Raw genomic sequence first — 17,827 nt, forward strand, 5'->3', positions numbered from 1 at the left:
CAACCTCACCGACAGCAGGTTCCACCACGCCACCGGCCCATGTCAAAGCTGGGACACCGCTGAAAGAGCAAGCTCATCCTCCACGCCGTACACGGTCGGATTGCGCAATTTTTGCCCGAAACCTTCGGCAGAGATTTCAAAGACGTCACTCTGCTTGACCTCGATGCCATCGGCGAATGACAGCGTAGCAGTCCCGAACATGTGGACATGAACGTCCCCCGGCTGCCGGAACAGCCCGTATTTGAAATGATGATGCTCAAGATTTGCGATGCTGTGGGACATGTTCTCCTCACCCGAGAAGAACGGCTTTTCCCAGATCACAGCGCCGTCGCGAAGGACGCGGCTGGTGCCCCGGACATCCTGCGGCAGAGCCCCCAGCCGGATTTCGGGGCCAAGGCTCGCGGGGCGCAGCTTGGAATGGGCCAGCCACAGGTAATTATGCCGCTCGGTCACGTGGTCGGAAAACTCGTTGGCGACGGCATAGCCCAGCCGATAGGGACGCCCGTTCGGACCGATCACATAGATACCCGCGATTTCGGGCTCCTCGCCCAGATCCTGACTGAAGGACGGGGCGCGAAGCGGCGCGCCGGGGGCCACCAGCGCGTGCCCGTTGCCCTTATAGAACCACTCTGGCTGCACCCCGACCTGACCCGGTGCCGGTTTTCCACCCTCAAGACCCATGCGAAACATCCGCATCGAATCCGTCAACTGCGCCTCATCGCCCGCCTTGGCATGCATGTTGTCCCGCGTCGCGGCAGAGCCGGTATGGGTCAGTCCGGTGCCGGTCAGATGCAGGTGGCACGGATCGGGATGCGTGATCGGCGGCAGATAGCGGCCCTCTGCCTCCAGCGCCTCAGGGTCATATTCCGCGCCGAAGGACACCTCAGCGATCATCGCCGACAGGGGTTTCCCCGCAGCGATGGCCGCAAGCGCCAGAGCATGGGTGCTTTCGAAGCCCAACAACTGGCGGGCAGGCTCGCCCTCATTCCGGGCCAGAACCTCGATACCGCCTGAGGGCGTGGAGATTTGCGAGATCAGCATGTTATGTCCTTGAATGGGTCAGAGAAGGCCGCGCAGGGCAAGGTTGCGCATCAGATCGGTAATGCCGAATTTCCACTCGGGGATCACATCGGAATAATCGACACGGTTGATCAGGCGCCCCAGTTCGGGCGCGTGGATGGTCACGATATCGCCGGGCTTATGCGTGAAGCCGCGTCCGGGGGCGTCGCGATCCTGAACCGGCGCGAACATCGTTCCCAGAAACAGCATGAAGCCATCGGGGTATTGGTGGCTGCGGTTCATCGCCTGCCCTGCCAGATCAGCGGGACTGCGCGAAATCAGGTCCATCCTGCTGGCGGCTTCAAGGTGAAATCCGTCCTCGCCAAGCACGGTCAGCGAGACCTTCAGACGCGCGACATCCTCAAGCCCGAAGCCCGCATCGAACAGCCGGATGAACGGGCCAATCGCGCAGGATCCGTTGTTGTCCTTGGCCTTGCCCAGCAGCAAGGCCGAGCGCCCCTCGACGTCGCGCAGGTTCACGTCATTGCCAAGCGTCGCGCCCCGGATCACACCCTGACCGTTGACGGCCAGCACGACCTCGGGCTCAGGGTTGTTCCAATCCGAGATCCTGTTGATCCCGACATCCGCGCCCGCTCCGACGCTGGCAAGCACAGGCGCCTTGGTGAAAATCTCGGCCTCTGGGCCGATCCCGACCTCCAGATATTGCGACCAGTAGCCCAGTCGCTGAAGCAAGGCCTTGACGCTTTGCGCCTCAGCCGATCCCGGCACGACGCTTTCCAGCTGCCCACCGACCGCCTGCCGCAGATCCTCGCGCAGGGCCGCAGCGCGGGTGGCGTCGCCCCCTGTCCGCTCATCAATGACACGCTCCAGCATCGAGGCGACGAAGGTCACGCCCGCCGCCTTGACGACCTGCAGATCGTTCGGTGCCAGCAGATGGCCCGCCGCGCCACCCGAAAGATAATCCGCAAGCGGGCCAAGATCCGGCAGGTGCCCAGCCTCCGGCAAAGCGTCGGTCATATTGAGCAGTTCGGCGACCGTTGGCGCGATCTGCGACAGGTCGCGCAGCCGGTCGCCGTCGACCATGACCGGCACGGGGCCACCTGCCCGGTTCGACCACACCCGGCCCAACAGCTGCGCCGAGGGGTCGGCGGGCAGCAGCGTCTCGCTTGTAAGTTCGATCATCACGTCTTCCTGTCCCTTGTCGCTGCATCACATCTGCAGGACGATCTTTCCGAAATTCTCTGCCGCCTCGAGCATGCGATGCGCCTCGACCGCCTGCTGGAATGGCAGAACGGCGTGCATCTCCGGGGCGATGCGTCCGGCGGTCAGTTCCGGCAGCCAGCGCTGGCGAAAACGCGCGACGACCGCCGCCTTTTCGTCAGCGGAATGCGGCCGCAGGGTGAACCCTCTGAGCTGGATCATCTTGGTCAGGACCGCCGCGACATTGATCTCGGCCGTCCCGGCCGAGAGCAGGCCGACAAAGGCCATCCGCCCGCGCCAGCGCAGCAGGTCGACATGCCGGGCCAGATAGGCGGGACCGACGAAATCCTCGATCACATCGACCCCTTCGGGCCAGAACTCCCGCACAGTTTCCGCGAAATCCTGCGTGCGATAGTTGACGACATGCCTGACGCCCATGCTCTGCAACCGCCGGGCCTTCCCTTCGCTTCCGGTGGTCGTCGCGATCTCGGCCCCGACGGCCTGAGCCATGCGGATCGCGGTGCTGCCGACCGCACTGCCGCCCGCATGGATCAAGACACGCTCGCCCGCCGACAGCCGCGAGAGTTCGAACAACGTCTCATGCGCGGTGCAAAAGGTCTCGATGACAGATGCGGCCTGAACGTCGCTCCAATCGCGGGGCACCTCGACGACATGGCGGTGATCGGCAACGGCATATTCGGCATAACCGCCGCCCGCCAGCAGTGCCGCGACGCGCATGCCCGGACGGATGGTGGCGACATCGCGTCCGACCTCGATCACCTCGCCGCCGCATTCGACGCCCAGGATCGGGTTCACGCCCGGCGGCAAGGGATAGGCCCCGGCCCGCTGCATGGCGTCCAGCCGGTTGACCCCGACGGCGCCGACGCGGATCAGCACTTCGCCCGGAGCGGGAGCCGGTCGCGGAGCCGACAGAAAGCGCAACGCTTCGGGGCCGCCCGGTTCGGGGGCATGGCAGATCATCATGGTCATGTCGCTGAAACCTTCCTGGGCGTGGGCCAGACGCCGGGCTGATGGCCGTGGTTCGGGGCGTGGAACCATTGCTCCTGCACGAACCGATAGGCACCCGCATATCCCGGACGGATACGGGCGAAGCCGGGGAAATGGATGTGCATGCCCGCGACCAGCAGATCCTCATCGACGCAGCGCTGCAGGATGCGCCGACGCGAAGCCGCCGCCACCCCGCTTTCGGTATCGAAGATCATGCCGACATCGGGATCGCCCAGCTGCACCTCGGGGACATGGACCGTATCGCCCCAGACGATCATCGCCTCACCGCGCGAGCGGAGGATGTAACAGCTATGACCGGGCGTATGCCCGACCGAGGGCAACGCCGTGATCCCCGGCAAGACCTCATGTTCATGGTCAAACGGGATCAGGCTGCCATCCGCGATCCAGGGCCGCAACTGGATGCGGCCCGCGTCGAAATAGACGCGCTTCTGACGTTCGGTCGCGCGGGCACGGGCGGCGTCATCGAACCAATGGTCGATCTCGGCCTGATGGACATGGGCGCGGGCGTTCGGAAACAGTTTACGCCCGGTTTCGGGATCGGTCAGCCCGTTCGAGTGATCGGGATGGACATGGGTCAGCAGAATGTCGGTCACATCCTCGGGCCTGACGCCAAGATGCGCCATCAGACCCGGAAGCCGCCCACAGGTCGGCCCCATGATGTCGCCAGAGCCGCAATCGACCAGAACCGTCCGCTGCCCGTCGCGGATCAGGAAGGTGTTGATCGACACGACCGGGGGGCAGACGCGAGTCTCATCCTCCAGCAGGTGCCTCAGCTTTGCGTGATCGGGGTCGCGCATGATCTCAAGCGTGTCATAGGCCATGTAGCCATCGCAGATCGTCGTCACCAGACAATCGCCGACCTCGCGGTGATAGACCGCTGGCACCTGCTCAAAGCCCGTCATCCCCGCACCTCGCGGATCGGGATCAGCTGCGGACGCGGCTGTTCGACCAGATCGTGGCTGTCCTGCAACCAGCGCCGCAACTGCAACCGCGAGACCTTGCCGATGCTGTTGCGGGGCAGTGCCCCGATGCTGGCAAAAAGGCGCGGCCGCTTGTAGCCGGTCATCCCCGCCAGCGCGGGCTGAAGCCGGTCCTGCCAGTCGTCAGGCGGGCTTTCCGCGATCACGGTCACGATGTCGCCCCAGTAGTCCGAGGGATAGCCCAGCACGACCATCTGCGTCTCGGGCAGCGCGGCGGCCAACTGCCGCTCGACCTCATCGGGAGAGACCTTGTAGCCGCCGGTCTTCATCATGTCCGATTGGCGCGAGACCAGAAACAACCGTCCCCGCGCGTCGATCCGGCCCAGATCGCCGGTGTCGTGATATTCGCCGGGGGCAAGCATCTTCAGCCCGTCGACCGTCATATAGCCCGCCGAGAGATGGGGGCTTTGCAGCTGGATCTGGCCGACCTCGCCCGGCGGCAGCCGATCCCCGTCATCGCCCCTGATCTGCACCCGGACACCGGTCGCGGGCCAGCCGACGCAAAGACCGTCAGAGGCCGCCTCGCCATAGGCCTGCGCGGTCTCGGTCGGATCCAGCACGGTGATCGGGTTGAAGATTTCGCTTTTGCCATAAGTGACGCGGAGGATCTCTCCAAAGCGCGCAACGGCCTTGCGATAGACCGTCGGCGACAGCGGGGCGGTGCCGGTCAGGATGGTCCGCAGCGGATAGATCTCGGCGGCATGTTCGGGCGACGTGGCTGCGTCGGTCATCTTCGCCAGCACCGTTGGCGGCGCGAAAACCTCGGTGATGGCGCCAGAGGCCAGCAGCGGCAGCACCACCCCGGTTTCGACACCGCGCAGCAGATGGACGCTTGCCCCCTCGGACAGAAAGGCAAAGGTCAGAAGCGAGGTCCCATGCGAAAACGGCGTCATCAGCAGGATGCGGTTCGAGGCATCTGGCAGAATGGGCAAGGCCGCACGCAGAAGCAGCGCGCCCGCCCAGCGCCCGCCATGCGTATGGATCGCGCCCTTGGCGGGCCCGGTCGTGCCACTGGTGAAGACGATGCGTGAGGGCGCGTCAGCCGCGACCTCGGGCCAACCCGCCGCATCAAAGGGACGCGCAGGGATGTCGCGCACATCCGCAACCGGGGTCGAGACCGGCGGAAGCGGATCGCCCCCGTCGACCAGCACCAGCCGCGCGCCCGAGCAGGCCAGCGCATGGGCAAGCTCGGCCGCGCTCAGCAACGGGTTGATCGGCACCTCAGCCGCGCCAGACAGGGCCACGCCATAGCTGGCCGCGACCGCCTGCGCCGAATTGTGAAACACCGTCGCGACGAAATCGCCGGGGCCAAGGCCCAGCGCCGCCAGCCGGTCTGCGATGCCTGCCGCGTGATCGATGATCTTGCCGATCAGGTGCTGACCCTCGGCATCGATGACGCCGAGGCGGTGACCGTAGCGGTGATAGGTGGACGCAAGCTCCTCGCCCCAGTTCATGGCATCACCTCAGATGATTTCGGGAAACCGCTCGGGACCAAGCGGGTCCTCGCCATTGGCCGCAAGCGAGCGCGCCCATTTGTCCAGCCACCAGCCGTAGGGTGCGGGCCAATCCTCGAAAGAGGGATCGACGCCCATCTCCCAGGCGGCATGACGCGCCCAGAAGGGGTTGAAGAGCATCTGCCGCCCGATGCAGATCAGGTCGGCGCGATCCTCTTGCAGGATCTTTTCCGCATGGGCAGCCGTGCGGATCATGCCCACGGCAGCCGTGGGGACCCCCGCCTCGCGGCGCAGCCGGTCAGAGAGCGCCACCTGATATCCCGGCCCGCGCGCGAGGTTCGAATTCGTGGCCCCCGCCCGCATGTTCCCGCCGGAGGAGCAGTCGATCAGGTCGACGCCTGCCGCCTGCAGCTCGCGGGCAAGGATGATGCTGTCATCCTCGGTCCAGCCGCCGTCGATCCAGTCGGTGACCGAAAGCCGCGCGAAAAGCGGCATCGAGGACGGCATCGCCCCGCGCATCGCCCGCACCACAGCCAGCGGCAAGCGCATCCGGTTTTCCAGACTGCCGCCCCAGCGGTCCTTGCGATGGTTCGCAATCGGCGACAGAAAGCTTTGCAGCAGATAGCCATGCGCCAGATGCAGCTCCAGCAGGTCAAAGCCCGCCAACAGCGCCCGCCGCGTCCCGGCGGTGAAGGCGTCGATCACACCCTCGATCTGCGCCTCGGACATTTCGACCGGCACCAGCCACCCGTCCGAAAGCGGCACGGCAGAGGCGCCCATCGGATAAAGCTGCTCATTCCCTGCGGCCAGATCGCGCGGCCCGATCGGACCGTTGCCCTCATAGGCGCGCTGCTGACCGCCCTTGCGACCGCCGTGGCTGATCTGGATCGCGGTCTTCGCGCCATAGCGCTTCATCTCGCTGACCAGCCGGGCCATGGGCGCGATCTGGCTGTCGGCCCAGAGCCCCGGATCGCCGTTCGAGACACGTCCGGCCCGCGTCACGAAGGTCTGCTCCATGATGACCAGCCCCGCGCCGCCCATGGCCATGCGCTGGTAATGGGCGAGTTGGAACGGCGTCAGATTGCCGTCCTCGGCGCCATAGGTGCCCATGGGCGACACGACGATGCGGTTTTTCAGCGTCACGCCGCGCACCGTCCAGGGCTGAAAGAGCATCGGGATTTCAGGGGCATCGATCATGATTGCACCCCCAACCCGTGCAGCTCGGTCAGGACAGCGCTGATCGAGGGCGAGGCCCCCTGATCCAGACCGTCGAACAGCGCGGCCCCGAAAGCAGTCGCCGCGCCCGGCGCCGCGCCAAGCCGCGACAGACGCGCCTCGAACACCTTCAAGGTCCGCTCTCGCGTGAGGAAAATCAGGTCGCGGGGCACGTCCTTGGTCACGGCCTCACGCAGGCTGCCGTCCTTCATCCGCAGAACCACCCGCGAATCCAGCGCGCCAATCGGGTCGTCGGGAATGACGGTCGTGCGAGAGACCAGGTTCAGGATCGCCGGATCGTCCCGCAGCGTGTTGCCCATGTCATAGGTGATGTCGCCCTGCGTCAGCATGGTGCCCACCGCGAAAGCCGTGCTGGCCTGCGTCTGGACCAGCCGCGTATAGGGGCCCTTGAAATTCGTGCCGGGATAGTTGGTGAAGGGCTCCCACAGGGTGACCTCGATGGCCTCGATCAGCGCGGGATCAACGCCATCCTGATAAAGCTTCTGCGCCGCCATCGCGGCGGGCATGTTGTCGCCCAGCGTCGCATAGGGCTTGCAGATCACCTCGCGCATGATCGCGGGATCGGGCGGCGTGGCCCAGACATCGGGGGTCTCGTCCAGTCCCGCCAGCGTCGACAGGAAGCCCTTCGGCCCGTCCAGTGCCTCGGGCGCGCCGTTCACCCCCGCCTGCGCCAGAAGCGCCGCGATGACGCCCCCCTGCGCGGCACGGCCATTCTGCACCCGCCATTCGTCGGCCCCTGCCCGCACCGGCTCCAAAGTGCCGCCGGTGGTCGAGGCCGCGATGGACACCGCCGAGGCCGCCTGTGCCGCGTCCAGCCCCAGCAGCGCCGCACAGCCCGCCGCCGCCGCGATGGTGCCGAAGGTCGGGCTGGTCCGGAACCCGCGCCCGATCAGCCGCCGCGAGACGATTTCGTCGCGGCCCAGCCAGTTGATGCTGCTGTACCCCGCGACGATGGCGCGCAGCACGTCATCGAGGCTCGCGTTCTGGCGTTCGGCCAGCGCCACCACTGCGGGCGGCACCAGCGATCCCGGATGGGTCCATGAGGGAATATCGGTGTCATCCTGAAAATGGGCATGCGCCGCGACACCATTGGCGAAGGCCGCTTCGGTCGCGGACAGCCGCTGACCCGAGATCCAGGCCTGCGCGGTTCCGGAGGCCGCATCACCCAGCTTTTGCGACAGCGCCAGCGCGGCCTGCGCCGTTGGCTCGGTCCGTGCCGAGACGGCAAGGCCCAGCGTATCCAGAAGGCACATCAACGCCTTCTCTCGCAGATCACGCTCCAGCGGCAGTGCGTCGAACGCGGAAAGGTAGTCGCCCAGTATCTGACCGGCAGGTTTCATCTTCTTGTCCTCCTCCCTCACGCGGGAAATTCAGTTTTCGCCGCGGCTGTAGGCCCAGGCCCGACTGACCCCCAGCCCAAGCCCACGCCGAAGGCGGGCCAGTCCGATGGCCTGCGTCCAGGCGGCGGCAAAGACGTCCAAAACCACTGCGCCATCGATCCGGGTCAGGCCCTGCGCGGCCAGAATCTCGGCCATGACGCCTTCGGCGGGCACGATCACCTCGGCGCCGTCCGCGATCAGTTCGCGGGCGCGGGTGGTGAAGGCGTCGATCATCGCCTGCGGATTGTCGCGGGCGGCGATCAGCTCATATTCATCCATCCCCGGCAGCAGCGAGGTCACGGCAGAAACCCGCGCCTCCAGATGATGCTTCGCGACCGAATTCCGGGTCATATAGGCCACGTTCGGGGCGTTCGAGATCATGCCGATCTTGCCGCCAAGCGCGCAGCCGGTCAGCAGCGCGGCCTCGGTCAGCGACACGACCGGGATATCGACCGCCGTCCGCATCTCGCGCAGATAGGGCTCACTGAATGAGCCCATGACGAAGGCGTCGTACCCCTGCCGCTCGGCCTCGACGGCCTGCTCGACGATGGGCGAGAGCACGCGGTGGTACAGATAGGCGTTTCCCAGTGCGTCACTGGGCGACAGCTCGCCATAGGTGCCGGTCGGCATGCCGTGGACCACGACCGAGGCCTCATCGCGCAGGAAACGGGCGGCATGCGCCTCGATCCCGCGCTTGTAGGCTTTGATGCGGTCAAGCTCATTCACGGACTGGTGCCAGATGCGCAGCGTCATGCCTGACGCTCCTCAACGCGGGCCACCGAAGGCGCGGCGGGGATGGTCGCGAACACCTCGGGGCCCATCGGGGTCTCGCCATTCGCGGACAAGGCCTTGGCCCATTTCTCAAGCCACCAGCCATATTGCGGCGGCCAGTCGGCAAAGCCATTGTTGGCGCCCAGCTGCTCGGCCGCGTGATGTGCCCAGAAGGGATCGAAGAGCGCCTGACGCGCAATGCAGATCAGATCGGCGCGGCCTTCCTGCAGGATCTGTTCGGCGAATTCCGGGGTGCGGATCATGCCGACGGCCGCCGTCGCCATGCCAACCTCGGCGCGGATATGTTCGGCGAAAGGCACCTGATAGCCCGGTCCCCGGCCAAGGCTGGAATTCGTGGCCCCGGTGCGCAGGTTCCCCCCCGACGAGCAATCGACCACATCGACCCCGGCGGCCTTCAATTCCCGGGATAGCGCCACGCTGTCCTCCAGCGTCCAGCCGCCCTCGATCCAGTCAGTCGCGGAAATGCGGGCGAAGATCGGCATCGAGGCGGGCACGACGGCGCGGACCGCTCGCACCACCTCGAGCGGGAAGCGCATGCGGTTTTCCAGACTTCCGCCGTAGTCATCACCTCGCTGGTTCGCCAGCGGCGACAGGAAGTTCTGCAGCAGATAGCCATGCGCCATATGGACCTCGATCAGGTCAAAGCCCGCCAGCACGGCGCGTTTCGCCGCCGCAACCCAGGCGTCGCGCAGCCCGTCCAGTTGCGCCAGCGTGATCGCCTCGGGCATCTGCCAACCCTCGCCCAGCGGGATCGCCGAGGGCGCCAGAGGCGTCCAGATTTCCTCGCCCGCCGCCAGATCACGCTCGGTCAGCGGCCCGTTTCCCCGGAAAGCCCGCTGCATCGAGGACTTGCGCCCGCCATGGTTCAACTGGATGCCGATCTTCGCGCCATAGCTTTTGACATGGCTGGTCAGCGCCCGCATGCCTTCGATCTGGCCGTCTTCCCACATACCAAGATCACCATTGGTGATGCGGCCGCGCCGGGTGATCGAGGTCTGTTCGACCATGACCAGCCCTGCCCCACCCATGGCGAATGCCGGATAATGCGTGTGGTGGAAGGGCTGCAGACGCCCGTTTTCGGCGACATAGGTGCCCATGGGCGAGATCACGACGCGGTTTCTCAGCGTCACGCCGCGCAGGGTCAGTTCGGAAAACAGCTTCACATCTTGGGTCATTGCGGTCACTCCTCATTCGTGGGGCCTTGGCGACAAGGCATATCGGACACCCCCGGAGGCGCAGGAGGCGCCCCGGTCCGGCACAATCAGGGCCGGTTTCAGGTGATGAGATCAGTTAATTTTCGGGCGGCGGCCTACATACCGCGTCTATCCCGGCGGTTTGCGTGGCGGCATGCATGAGGCCTGCGGGTTGAAATTCGTGGGGATGATGACACGACGCGGCTCCTCTCTTTTGCCATTGGCGATCAGGTCCAGAAGCAGCGCGGCGGCGGTCGCGCCGACCTCGTTCTGGTCCCAGCCGACCACGCCGATCGGCGGCTGATGCAGGTCGCTGAGATCGTTCTGACCCGAGGCGATGACCGAGATATCGCCCGGCACCGAAAGCCCCCTTGTCCGGATGGCTCGCAACACGCCCGGCAGCATGTCGATGCCCCCTGCGATGATCGCGGTCGGGGGATGGGCCATCCCCAGCAAAGACGAGGTGGCACGGTAGCCGTGGTCATTCAGGAAGCTTTCGGACACGACCAGTTCGGGGATTGTCGGCACGTTCCGCTCGGTATGGGCGCGCATGAAGCCCCTGACCCGCGCGCCGCCCGGATGCAGCCGCACCGGCCCGGTCAACAGGGCGATCCGGCGATGGCCGAGGCCCAGCAGATGCGAGGTCGCCTGATAGACCCCGCCCTCATGATCGGCATAGACCGCGTCGCACCATTTCGGCTGGTCGCGGTCGATCATCACGAAGGGCACCGGCAGGCTGCGCAGCAGGTCTTCGAATTCGCCTTCGATCGGGGTGTAGGGCCCCATGAGAACCCCGTCCACCTGCCCCGAGGAGAAGCTGCGCAGCAGCTCGATCTCGCGCTGGCGGCGGCCTTCGGAATTGGCGATCAGTAGGGAATAGCCCGACTCGGTCAGGACATTCTGCGCGGTCGACACAAAGCCGCCCAACTGGGCGATGTTGATCTCGCGCAGGATGCAGCCCACGGTCCGGCTGCGGCCCATGCGCATGGATTTCGCCGCCGCGTTCGGGACATAGCCCAGCTGCTCGATGGCGCTTTCCACCGTTTTCCGGATCACGGGCGAGACGTCGACCGCATCATTGATGACGCGCGACACCGTCCCGATCGAGACATTCGCCAGCTTGGCCACTTCGCGGATGGTCGGAGTTTTCGCCATGTTCCTGTCTGCCAACCCTAGATTTCAAATGCCCATTGTTCGGTCGCGACACGATAGCCGCTGCCGTCGCGCATAAGCCAGCCAAAGCCCGGAAAGTGAACATGCATTCCGGCAACCAGCATATCTTCGGCCAGGATCCGCGCCAGAAGCGCCGTGCGGTTCCGGGCCGCCTGATCGGGATCATGGTCAAAGCTCATCGAGACCTCCGGCCGCGCGACCTGCACCTCGGGGACGTGGGCCAGATCGCCCCAGATAATCATCTGCTGCCCCTGCGAGGTCACCAGCCACGCCGAATGCCCGGGCGTATGCCCCGCGCATTCGACCAGCGTGATGCCCGACAGGACCTCTTCGCCGTCATCGGCCAGCCGGACGCGCCCGGCGTCGCGATAGGGGCCGACCTGCTCTCGGGTCCAGCCGAAATAGCGCATGCGCCTGCGCTCATCGGCCTTTTCCATCTCGGCATCGGAGAACCAGTGCTCGATCTCCTTGCGATTGACGATCAGCGTGGCGTTCGGAAACAGCCGTTCGCCGGTCTGCTTGTCGGTCAGCCCGCCCGAGTGATCCGGGTGGCAATGCGTCAGGATGATGTGGTCAATATCGGCAGGATCTACGCCCGCAGCAGCCAGGTTCTGGAACAGCTTCCCCGCCGTCGGGCCGAAATTGTCCTGCGAGCCGCAATCGAACAGCACCGTCCCCATTGGTCCGCGCAGCAGGAAGCAGTTGACCGAGATGCGGGGCGGCGAGATCCGGTGATCGCGCGCCATCATCTGATCGACCTCGTCGCGGGTGAATTCGCGGAAAATGTCATACCCCATCTCGACATATCCGTCCGACAGCGCGGTCATGAGGACATCGCCGACACGGCGGTGATAGACACCGGGGATCTGGTTCAGGGGCAGGTCAGTCATTCTGGCTTCCATCTTTCGGTCGGTGCTGGCAGCCCGGATATCTGCATCCGGGCCGCCAAATTCTTACATAAACGCAACTTCGCGAAGGTCGTCGACCTCGTCCAGCCGCCAGAAGCGGTCGAAAATCTGCTGCGCGCGCGCGCTGTCGACCTGACGCCCAGCGCAATCGGCGAATTTCTCGGCCAGTTCCTCACGGTCAAGCTGCCGCTGCCAGCTGCCCTTCGCATGTTCGACCGGCGCGTGACGATGGACGGTGCCGTCCTTCAGGGTCACCCAGACAAGATCGAAAGGCGCGTTCGGCAGATCGGCCCCGGCCTTGTCATCGCTGACCGTGACCTCGACCCGCTCCAGCAGGTCCTGCACCGCATCCTGTCCGACGAATTCATCCGTCAGCTCGGACAGCCCCACCCGACGCACCAGCGCCGCACTGGCCATGGCAAATTCCATCGAGAATTTCGCCTCGAGCCCGGTCTGCGGACGGCTGTTTCGCAGCATCAGCTTCTGCGTGACCCCGGTGTGGACATGCATGGTCTGGATGTCCTCGGGCGCGATGTCGTGCTGGTCGGTCAGCGCGACCATCGCGTCGATGGCGCGATGCGTCGCATAGCAGGTCGGATAGCGCTTGATGTTGACGCCAAAGCGCTCGGCGAGCGACTCCTCACCGATCCGGAAGGAGGCCACATCCAGATCCGGCGCCCCGGAGGGAGAGAAGGCGCGCAGAAAGCCGGTCCGATGCTCGAACGCGTCAAGGCTGCCGGTATAGCCGGATTTCGCCAGCCGCGCCGCATGGATGCCCGATTGCGCGGTGCGCCCGGCATGCAGCGATTTGGTCATCGAGCCGAAGTTCGCGACCAGCCCCGCCGCCAGCGAGGCCCCGATGGCCAGCGCGTGCCGTGTTTCCTCGGGCGTCAGCTTGAACAGGCGCGCGGCAGCGGCGGTACAGGCCAGCGTGCCCATCACCGCCGTCGGGTGAAACCCCCGCTCATGCAGGTGGCCGGGCTCAATGGCGTCCAGATGCGCCCACAACTCATAGCCGACCAGATAGGCGTCCATGGCCTCCTGCCCGGAGGCGCGCAGCTCGTGCCCAAGGGCCATGATCGCGGGGACCAGCACCGTACTGGGATGCCCCGCCAGCGCCACATCGTCGAAATCCAGCACATGGCCCGCAACGCCGTTGATCAGCGCCGCATCGGCAGCGGAATAGCTGTGCCCGTTGACCGCGGGCACAGCCTCGTTGCTGCCCGGCAAGGGCGCGGCGATCACCGAGGCCAGCCCGACCGCCGGTTCCTTCGCGCCCGCCAGCATGCAGCCGATGCAATCGACAAAGCCCATCCGCACGGCGTGGCGCGCGGCCTCGGGCGCGGTGCTGGCGTCGAAACCTGCGACGAATTCGGCGGCTTTGCGGGTGATACTGTCCATCATGAACCTCAGTAGGAACGCGGCAGGCCAAGGACATGCTGGCCCACATAGCCCAGCACCAGGTTGGTCGAGATCGGTGCGGTCTGATAGATGCGGCATTCGCGCCACTTCCGCTCGATGCCGTATTCGGTCGCATAGCCGAAGCCGCCGAAGGTCTGCAGCGCGGTATCGGCGGCCTTCCATGTCGCCTCGGAGGCCAGAAGCTTCGCCATGTTCGCCTCGGACCCGCAGGGGCAATGCGCATCAAACAGAGCGGCCGCCTTGCGGGCCATCAGATCAGCAGCCTCAAGTTCGACATAGGCGCGGGCGATCGGGAATTGCACGCCTTGATTTGCGCCGATCGGGCGGCCGAAGACCACGCGCTCATTCGCGTATTCGACCGCTCGCTTCAGCATATAGCGGCCGTCACCCACGCATTCCGAGGCAACAAGGATGCGCTCGGCGTTCATGCCGTCAAGGATATAGCGGAAGCCCTTGCCTTCCTCGCCCACCAGAGCCGAGGCCGGAGCACGCAGGTTTTCGATGAAGACCTCGGTCGTGTTGTGGTTCATCAGCGCCTTGATCGGGCGGATCTCGACGCCATTGCCGCGCGCCTCGCGCAGATCGATCAGGAAGACCGAGATGCCGTCGGTCTTCTTCTTGACCTGATCCAGCGGCGTGGTGCGCGCCAGAAGCAGCATGAGGTCCGAATAAAGCGCGCGCGAGGTAAAGACCTTCTGGCCGTTGATGACATATTCATCGCCCTCGCGCACCGCACGGGTCTTCAGCTGCGTCGTGTCCGAACCGGTGGTCGGCTCGGTCACGCCGAAGGCCTGCAGACGCAGGGTGCCGGCGGCAATCTCGGGCAGGTATTTCTGCTTCTGCTCTTCGGTGCCGTGGCGCAGCAGCGTGCCCATGATGTACATCTGCGCATGGGCCGGGCTCGCCTGACAGCCATTCGCGTTGATCTCTTCCAGAATGACGGCAGCGGCACGCAGGGGCAGACCCGCGCCGCCATATTCCTCAGGCACCAGCGCCGCCAGAAAGCCGCCCTCGGTCAGTTCGGCCACGAATTCCGAGGGATAGCCGGATTCCTCCTCCAGCTTCGCCCAGTATTCCATCGGGTAATTCGCACAGATCCGGCGGATCGAGTCGCGCAGTTCCGAGTAATCTTCACCAAGTTCCAGATTGACGATGTCGAGGCTCATGCTTCGGGCTCTTTCAAATGACAGGCTGATAGGTTTTGGGCAGTCCGGCGCGGGCGATGGCGCCGCTGTAGCGCTCATCCCCCAGCCAGGTTTCGACGTCGCGGCGCAGCTCCAGCAGCGCGGGAATGTCGATGCCCGTGGCAAAGCCCATGCTTTCCAGCATGAAGGCGGTGTCTTCGGTGTTGATGTTGCCGGTCGCACCCGGCGCGAAGGGGCAGCCCCCCAAACCGGCCAGCGAGCTGTCGAAGACGCGCACCCCGGCCTCAAGCGCGGCCAGCACATTGGCAAGGCCAAGGCCGCGGGTGTCGTGGAAATGGCAGATGACCCGACGGCCATCGGCGATCTTGACGATCCGGGGCAGGATCGCGCGGACCTGCGCCGGATTGCCATAGCCCACCGTATCCGCGACGATCACCTCATCCGCGCCACCCGCGACGATCTGGCGGGCGACATCAAGGACGCGCTCGGGGTCGACCTCTCCCTGAAGGGTGCAGCCGAATGTGGTTGCAAGCCCCACACCCAGCACCATCTTTTGCCCGGCCCCCGTCTGTTTCAACGCGGCGATGCGCCGGAATTCGGCAATCGCCTCATCGGTCGAGCGGCGGACATTCGACTGGCTGTGCGCCTCGGAAATCGAGAGGACATAGTTGATATGCGTGAACCCGGCCTGCAGCGCGTTTTCTGCCCCCTTCAGGTTCGGGACCAGCGCCGAGGGAACAACCCCGGTCAGTTCCGGGATCACCCCTGCGACCTCGGCCGCATCTGCGAATTGCGGGACGTTCTTCGGCGGCACGAAAGAGGTCAGTTCGATCTCGGCCACGCCTGCATCGCGCAGGCGCAGCGCCCATTCACGCTTGCGTTCGGTCGGAAGGAAACGCGCGGCCATCTGGATGCCATCACGCAGCCCAACCTCACGCAGGATTACCCGATCCGGCATCATCACACCCCCCGGAACTGCGCTTTGCGCTTTTCATTATAGGCGCGCACGCCTTCCAGCCGGTCTTGCGTCGTGACCATACGGTTGTAGCACTCGATCTCGAAGGCAAGCCCGTCAGCCAGCGACATCTGCAAGCCGCGATGGATCGCCTGCTTGGCCTGCCGGACCGAGATCGGCGCGTTCCCGGCGATGCGCTGCGCGGTCTCGAGCGTTGCGTTCAACAGTTCATCCTGTGGCAGAACGCGATTGATCAGGCCCCATTCATGGGCGTCCTGCGCGGTGAAGGGCAGCCCGGTCAGGATGACCTCCTTGGCACGACGCTCACCCATGGCGCGGGGCAGGTTTTGCGTGCCGCCTGCGCCCGGCATGATCCCAAGCGTCACCTCGGTCAGTGCAAAGCGTGCGTTTTCCGAGGCATAGGCGAAATCGAATGCCGCCGTCATCTCGCATCCGCCACCATAGGCCGCACCGTTGATCGCGCCGATCAGCGGGATCGGGCAGGCGACGATGGCGCGCAGCATCCGTTCGAACATGGCGTGCTGGCGTAGCCATTGCTCGTCGGTCATGCCATTGCGCTCTTTCAGGTCGCCCCCGGCGCAGAAGGCCTTGTCGCCGCTGCCGGTCAGAATCAGCGCACGCAGGCCTTCGGTATCAAGCTGGAACCCTTCGAACAGGTCCATCAGCTCTTCGCCCATGCGCGAGTTCATCGCATTCGCGGCCTGCGGACGGTTCAGCCGGATCAGCAGGACGTGGTCGCCAACCCGTTCCAGCGCCAGAGTTTCATATGCGCGGTTCATGAGAATTCCTGCCTGATCTGTTGGTCATGCGCGCCCAGCGTCGGGGCAATGCCGCCGGAGGTCGGTCGCCGGTCATCGATCGAGAAGGGCAATCCGACCCATTTGTGATTGCCAGCCTCGGCCAGAATGCCGACGGCCTCGGTTTGCGGATGGCTCCAGACCTGATCGATCCGCAGCAGCGGGCAGTTCGGGACCTGAGCCCTGTCCAGCGCCTCGCCCACCTCGGCCATGGTCATCGGCCGGATGGCCTCGGCGATCTGTGGCACCAGCTCGGTCCGCAGGATCACGCGGTCGCGGTTCAGCTTGAACCTTGCATCGGCGCCGATACCGGCAAGCCCCGGAATGGCCTCGCAGAGCTTGCCGAACAGCTTGTCATTGCCCGCCGCGATCATCACCCAGCCATCGCTGGCCTGAAACGCCTGATAAGGCACGATTTCAGCCAGACCCGAGCCATGCGGCTTGCGCACCTCGCCCGAGACCGCATGCGCGGCCAGCGGAATGGTCATCCAGGCGAGGCCGGTTTCGAACAGCGAGGTCGCGACATGGGCCCCCTGCCCCGAGCGTTGCCGCTCGACCAGCGCAGAGAGCAGCCCGATGACCGTCCACATCCCTGAGCCCATGTCGACCAGCGACACGCCAACCCGCACCGGGGGCCGATCCTCTTCGCCGGTAACCGACATGATGCCAGACGAGGCCTGCGCCAAGGGATCATAGCCCGGCTTGCGCGACAAAGGACCGTCCTTCCCGAAAGCGCCGATGTCGCACCAGATCAGCTCGGGCTTTTCCGCCCGGACCTCGGCCACGTCGATCCCGAATTTGCCGAGCAGGCCCGGGCGCAGGTTCTGAAGCACCGCATCCGAAGACTGGATCAGGCGGCGCAGCATGGCCAGTTGCTCGGGGTCGGCAAAATCGACGGTGACGCTTTCCTTGCCCCGGTTCAGCGCGTGAAAGGCGGTCGCGTCCTCATCAAGGAAGGGCGGGCCCCAGCCACGGGCATAGTCCCCGGTCGCGGGGTTTTCGACCTTGATGACCCTTGCGCCCAGTTCGGCAAGGATCAGCCCCGCATAGGGCGCCGCGACCGAATGACCCAGTTCCAGGATCGTCAGGCCATGAAGGGGTGCAGAATTCATTTGCTTGAAAG

16 protein-coding genes are annotated in these 17,827 nt (G+C 65.4%); all 16 read right to left on the bottom strand.

Annotated features, from left to right (window positions below; translation table 11 throughout):
- Window positions 1–42 precede the first annotated feature (42 nt).
- Window positions 43–1,041 carry an AraD1 family protein gene (gene araD1 / locus IQ24_RS20285; RefSeq protein WP_199756607.1) on the bottom strand — a complete coding sequence of 333 codons (999 nt, stop codon included), beginning with the start codon at window positions 1,039–1,041 and terminating at the stop codon, window positions 43–45.
- Between the two features lie 18 nt (window positions 1,042–1,059).
- Window positions 1,060–2,202, bottom strand: coding sequence for a fumarylacetoacetate hydrolase family protein (locus IQ24_RS20290; protein ID WP_199756608.1), 1,143 nt, complete (start codon window positions 2,200–2,202; stop codon window positions 1,060–1,062).
- A gap of 27 nt (window positions 2,203–2,229) precedes the next feature.
- Window positions 2,230–3,210, bottom strand: a complete 981-nt coding sequence (locus IQ24_RS15650) for an NAD(P)H-quinone oxidoreductase (protein ID WP_158637548.1) — start codon at window positions 3,208–3,210, stop codon at window positions 2,230–2,232.
- Window positions 3,207–4,151, bottom strand: a complete 945-nt coding sequence (locus tag IQ24_RS15655; protein WP_145399222.1) for an MBL fold metallo-hydrolase — start codon at window positions 4,149–4,151, stop codon at window positions 3,207–3,209. The genes IQ24_RS15650 and IQ24_RS15655 overlap by 4 nt, the downstream gene beginning before the upstream one ends.
- Entirely contained in the window at window positions 4,148–5,683 is a 1,536-nt protein-coding gene (locus IQ24_RS15660) for a class I adenylate-forming enzyme family protein (RefSeq protein ID WP_145399223.1), read from the bottom strand. The genes IQ24_RS15655 and IQ24_RS15660 overlap by 4 nt, the downstream gene beginning before the upstream one ends.
- A 9-nt stretch (window positions 5,684–5,692) precedes the next feature.
- On the bottom strand, window positions 5,693–6,880 hold the full coding sequence (locus IQ24_RS15665; protein ID WP_199756609.1) for an NADH:flavin oxidoreductase/NADH oxidase: 1,188 nt from the start codon (window positions 6,878–6,880) through the stop codon (window positions 5,693–5,695).
- A complete protein-coding gene (locus IQ24_RS15670) occupies window positions 6,877–8,259 on the bottom strand; it encodes an MmgE/PrpD family protein (RefSeq protein ID WP_145399224.1) in 1,383 nt (460 codons plus the stop codon). Before IQ24_RS15670 ends, IQ24_RS15665 begins: the two co-directional genes overlap by 4 nt.
- 30 nt (window positions 8,260–8,289) lie before the next feature.
- On the bottom strand, window positions 8,290–9,051 hold the full coding sequence (locus tag IQ24_RS15675) for an aspartate/glutamate racemase family protein (RefSeq protein WP_145399225.1): 762 nt from the start codon (window positions 9,049–9,051) through the stop codon (window positions 8,290–8,292).
- Window positions 9,048–10,265 (bottom strand): NADH:flavin oxidoreductase/NADH oxidase, encoded by a 1,218-nt coding sequence (locus IQ24_RS15680; RefSeq protein ID WP_145399226.1) that lies wholly within the window; start codon window positions 10,263–10,265, stop codon window positions 9,048–9,050. Before IQ24_RS15680 ends, IQ24_RS15675 begins: the two co-directional genes overlap by 4 nt.
- Window positions 10,266–10,412: 147 nt before the next feature.
- Complete coding sequence (locus IQ24_RS15685) at window positions 10,413–11,438, bottom strand: LacI family DNA-binding transcriptional regulator (protein ID WP_145399227.1); 1,026 nt, start codon at window positions 11,436–11,438, stop codon at window positions 10,413–10,415.
- Window positions 11,439–11,455: 17 nt separating this feature from the next.
- Window positions 11,456–12,346 carry an MBL fold metallo-hydrolase gene (locus IQ24_RS15690; RefSeq protein WP_145399228.1) on the bottom strand — a complete coding sequence of 297 codons (891 nt, stop codon included), beginning with the start codon at window positions 12,344–12,346 and terminating at the stop codon, window positions 11,456–11,458.
- Window positions 12,347–12,409: 63 nt separating this feature from the next.
- On the bottom strand, window positions 12,410–13,765 hold the full coding sequence (locus tag IQ24_RS15695) for an MmgE/PrpD family protein (protein WP_199756610.1): 1,356 nt from the start codon (window positions 13,763–13,765) through the stop codon (window positions 12,410–12,412).
- Window positions 13,766–13,773: 8 nt separating this feature from the next.
- The gene (locus IQ24_RS15700) at window positions 13,774–14,952 is read right to left on the bottom strand and encodes an acyl-CoA dehydrogenase family protein (RefSeq protein ID WP_199756611.1); all 1,179 of its coding nucleotides are present in this window, start codon (window positions 14,950–14,952) and stop codon (window positions 13,774–13,776) included.
- 13 nt (window positions 14,953–14,965) lie between these two features.
- On the bottom strand, window positions 14,966–15,889 hold the full coding sequence (locus IQ24_RS15705; protein ID WP_145399231.1) for a hydroxymethylglutaryl-CoA lyase: 924 nt from the start codon (window positions 15,887–15,889) through the stop codon (window positions 14,966–14,968).
- Window positions 15,890–15,891: 2 nt separating this feature from the next.
- Window positions 15,892–16,686 carry an enoyl-CoA hydratase/isomerase family protein gene (locus tag IQ24_RS15710; protein WP_145399232.1) on the bottom strand — a complete coding sequence of 265 codons (795 nt, stop codon included), beginning with the start codon at window positions 16,684–16,686 and terminating at the stop codon, window positions 15,892–15,894.
- Window positions 16,683–17,816 (bottom strand): CaiB/BaiF CoA transferase family protein, encoded by a 1,134-nt coding sequence (locus tag IQ24_RS15715; RefSeq protein ID WP_145399233.1) that lies wholly within the window; start codon window positions 17,814–17,816, stop codon window positions 16,683–16,685. Before IQ24_RS15715 ends, IQ24_RS15710 begins: the two co-directional genes overlap by 4 nt.
- Window positions 17,817–17,827: the final 11 nt, after the last annotated feature.

It is taken from the genome of Paracoccus sulfuroxidans, assembly GCF_007830335.1.
Taxonomy (GTDB): domain Bacteria; phylum Pseudomonadota; class Alphaproteobacteria; order Rhodobacterales; family Rhodobacteraceae; genus Paracoccus; species Paracoccus sulfuroxidans.

Bases quoted from the DNA above. Each gene is read 5' to 3' on its own strand.
- araD1 (WP_199756607.1), bottom strand. From the start codon at position 1,041: ATGCTGATCTCGCAAATCTCCACGCCCTCAGGCGGTATCGAGGTTCTG.
- IQ24_RS20290 (WP_199756608.1), bottom strand. From the start codon at position 2,202: ATGATCGAACTTACAAGCGAGACGCTGCTGCCCGCCGACCCCTCGGCG.
- IQ24_RS15650 (WP_158637548.1), bottom strand. From the start codon at position 3,210: ATGACCATGATGATCTGCCATGCCCCCGAACCGGGCGGCCCCGAAGCG.
- IQ24_RS15655 (WP_145399222.1), bottom strand. From the start codon at position 4,151: ATGACGGGCTTTGAGCAGGTGCCAGCGGTCTATCACCGCGAGGTCGGC.
- IQ24_RS15660 (WP_145399223.1), bottom strand. From the start codon at position 5,683: ATGAACTGGGGCGAGGAGCTTGCGTCCACCTATCACCGCTACGGTCAC.
- IQ24_RS15665 (WP_199756609.1), bottom strand. From the start codon at position 6,880: ATGATCGATGCCCCTGAAATCCCGATGCTCTTTCAGCCCTGGACGGTG.
- IQ24_RS15670 (WP_145399224.1), bottom strand. From the start codon at position 8,259: ATGAAACCTGCCGGTCAGATACTGGGCGACTACCTTTCCGCGTTCGAC.
- IQ24_RS15675 (WP_145399225.1), bottom strand. From the start codon at position 9,051: ATGACGCTGCGCATCTGGCACCAGTCCGTGAATGAGCTTGACCGCATC.
- IQ24_RS15680 (WP_145399226.1), bottom strand. From the start codon at position 10,265: ATGACCCAAGATGTGAAGCTGTTTTCCGAACTGACCCTGCGCGGCGTG.
- IQ24_RS15685 (WP_145399227.1), bottom strand. From the start codon at position 11,438: ATGGCGAAAACTCCGACCATCCGCGAAGTGGCCAAGCTGGCGAATGTC.
- IQ24_RS15690 (WP_145399228.1), bottom strand. From the start codon at position 12,346: ATGACTGACCTGCCCCTGAACCAGATCCCCGGTGTCTATCACCGCCGT.
- IQ24_RS15695 (WP_199756610.1), bottom strand. From the start codon at position 13,765: ATGGACAGTATCACCCGCAAAGCCGCCGAATTCGTCGCAGGTTTCGAC.
- IQ24_RS15700 (WP_199756611.1), bottom strand. From the start codon at position 14,952: ATGAGCCTCGACATCGTCAATCTGGAACTTGGTGAAGATTACTCGGAA.
- IQ24_RS15705 (WP_145399231.1), bottom strand. From the start codon at position 15,889: ATGCCGGATCGGGTAATCCTGCGTGAGGTTGGGCTGCGTGATGGCATC.
- IQ24_RS15710 (WP_145399232.1), bottom strand. From the start codon at position 16,686: ATGAACCGCGCATATGAAACTCTGGCGCTGGAACGGGTTGGCGACCAC.
- IQ24_RS15715 (WP_145399233.1), bottom strand. From the start codon at position 17,816: ATGAATTCTGCACCCCTTCATGGCCTGACGATCCTGGAACTGGGTCAT.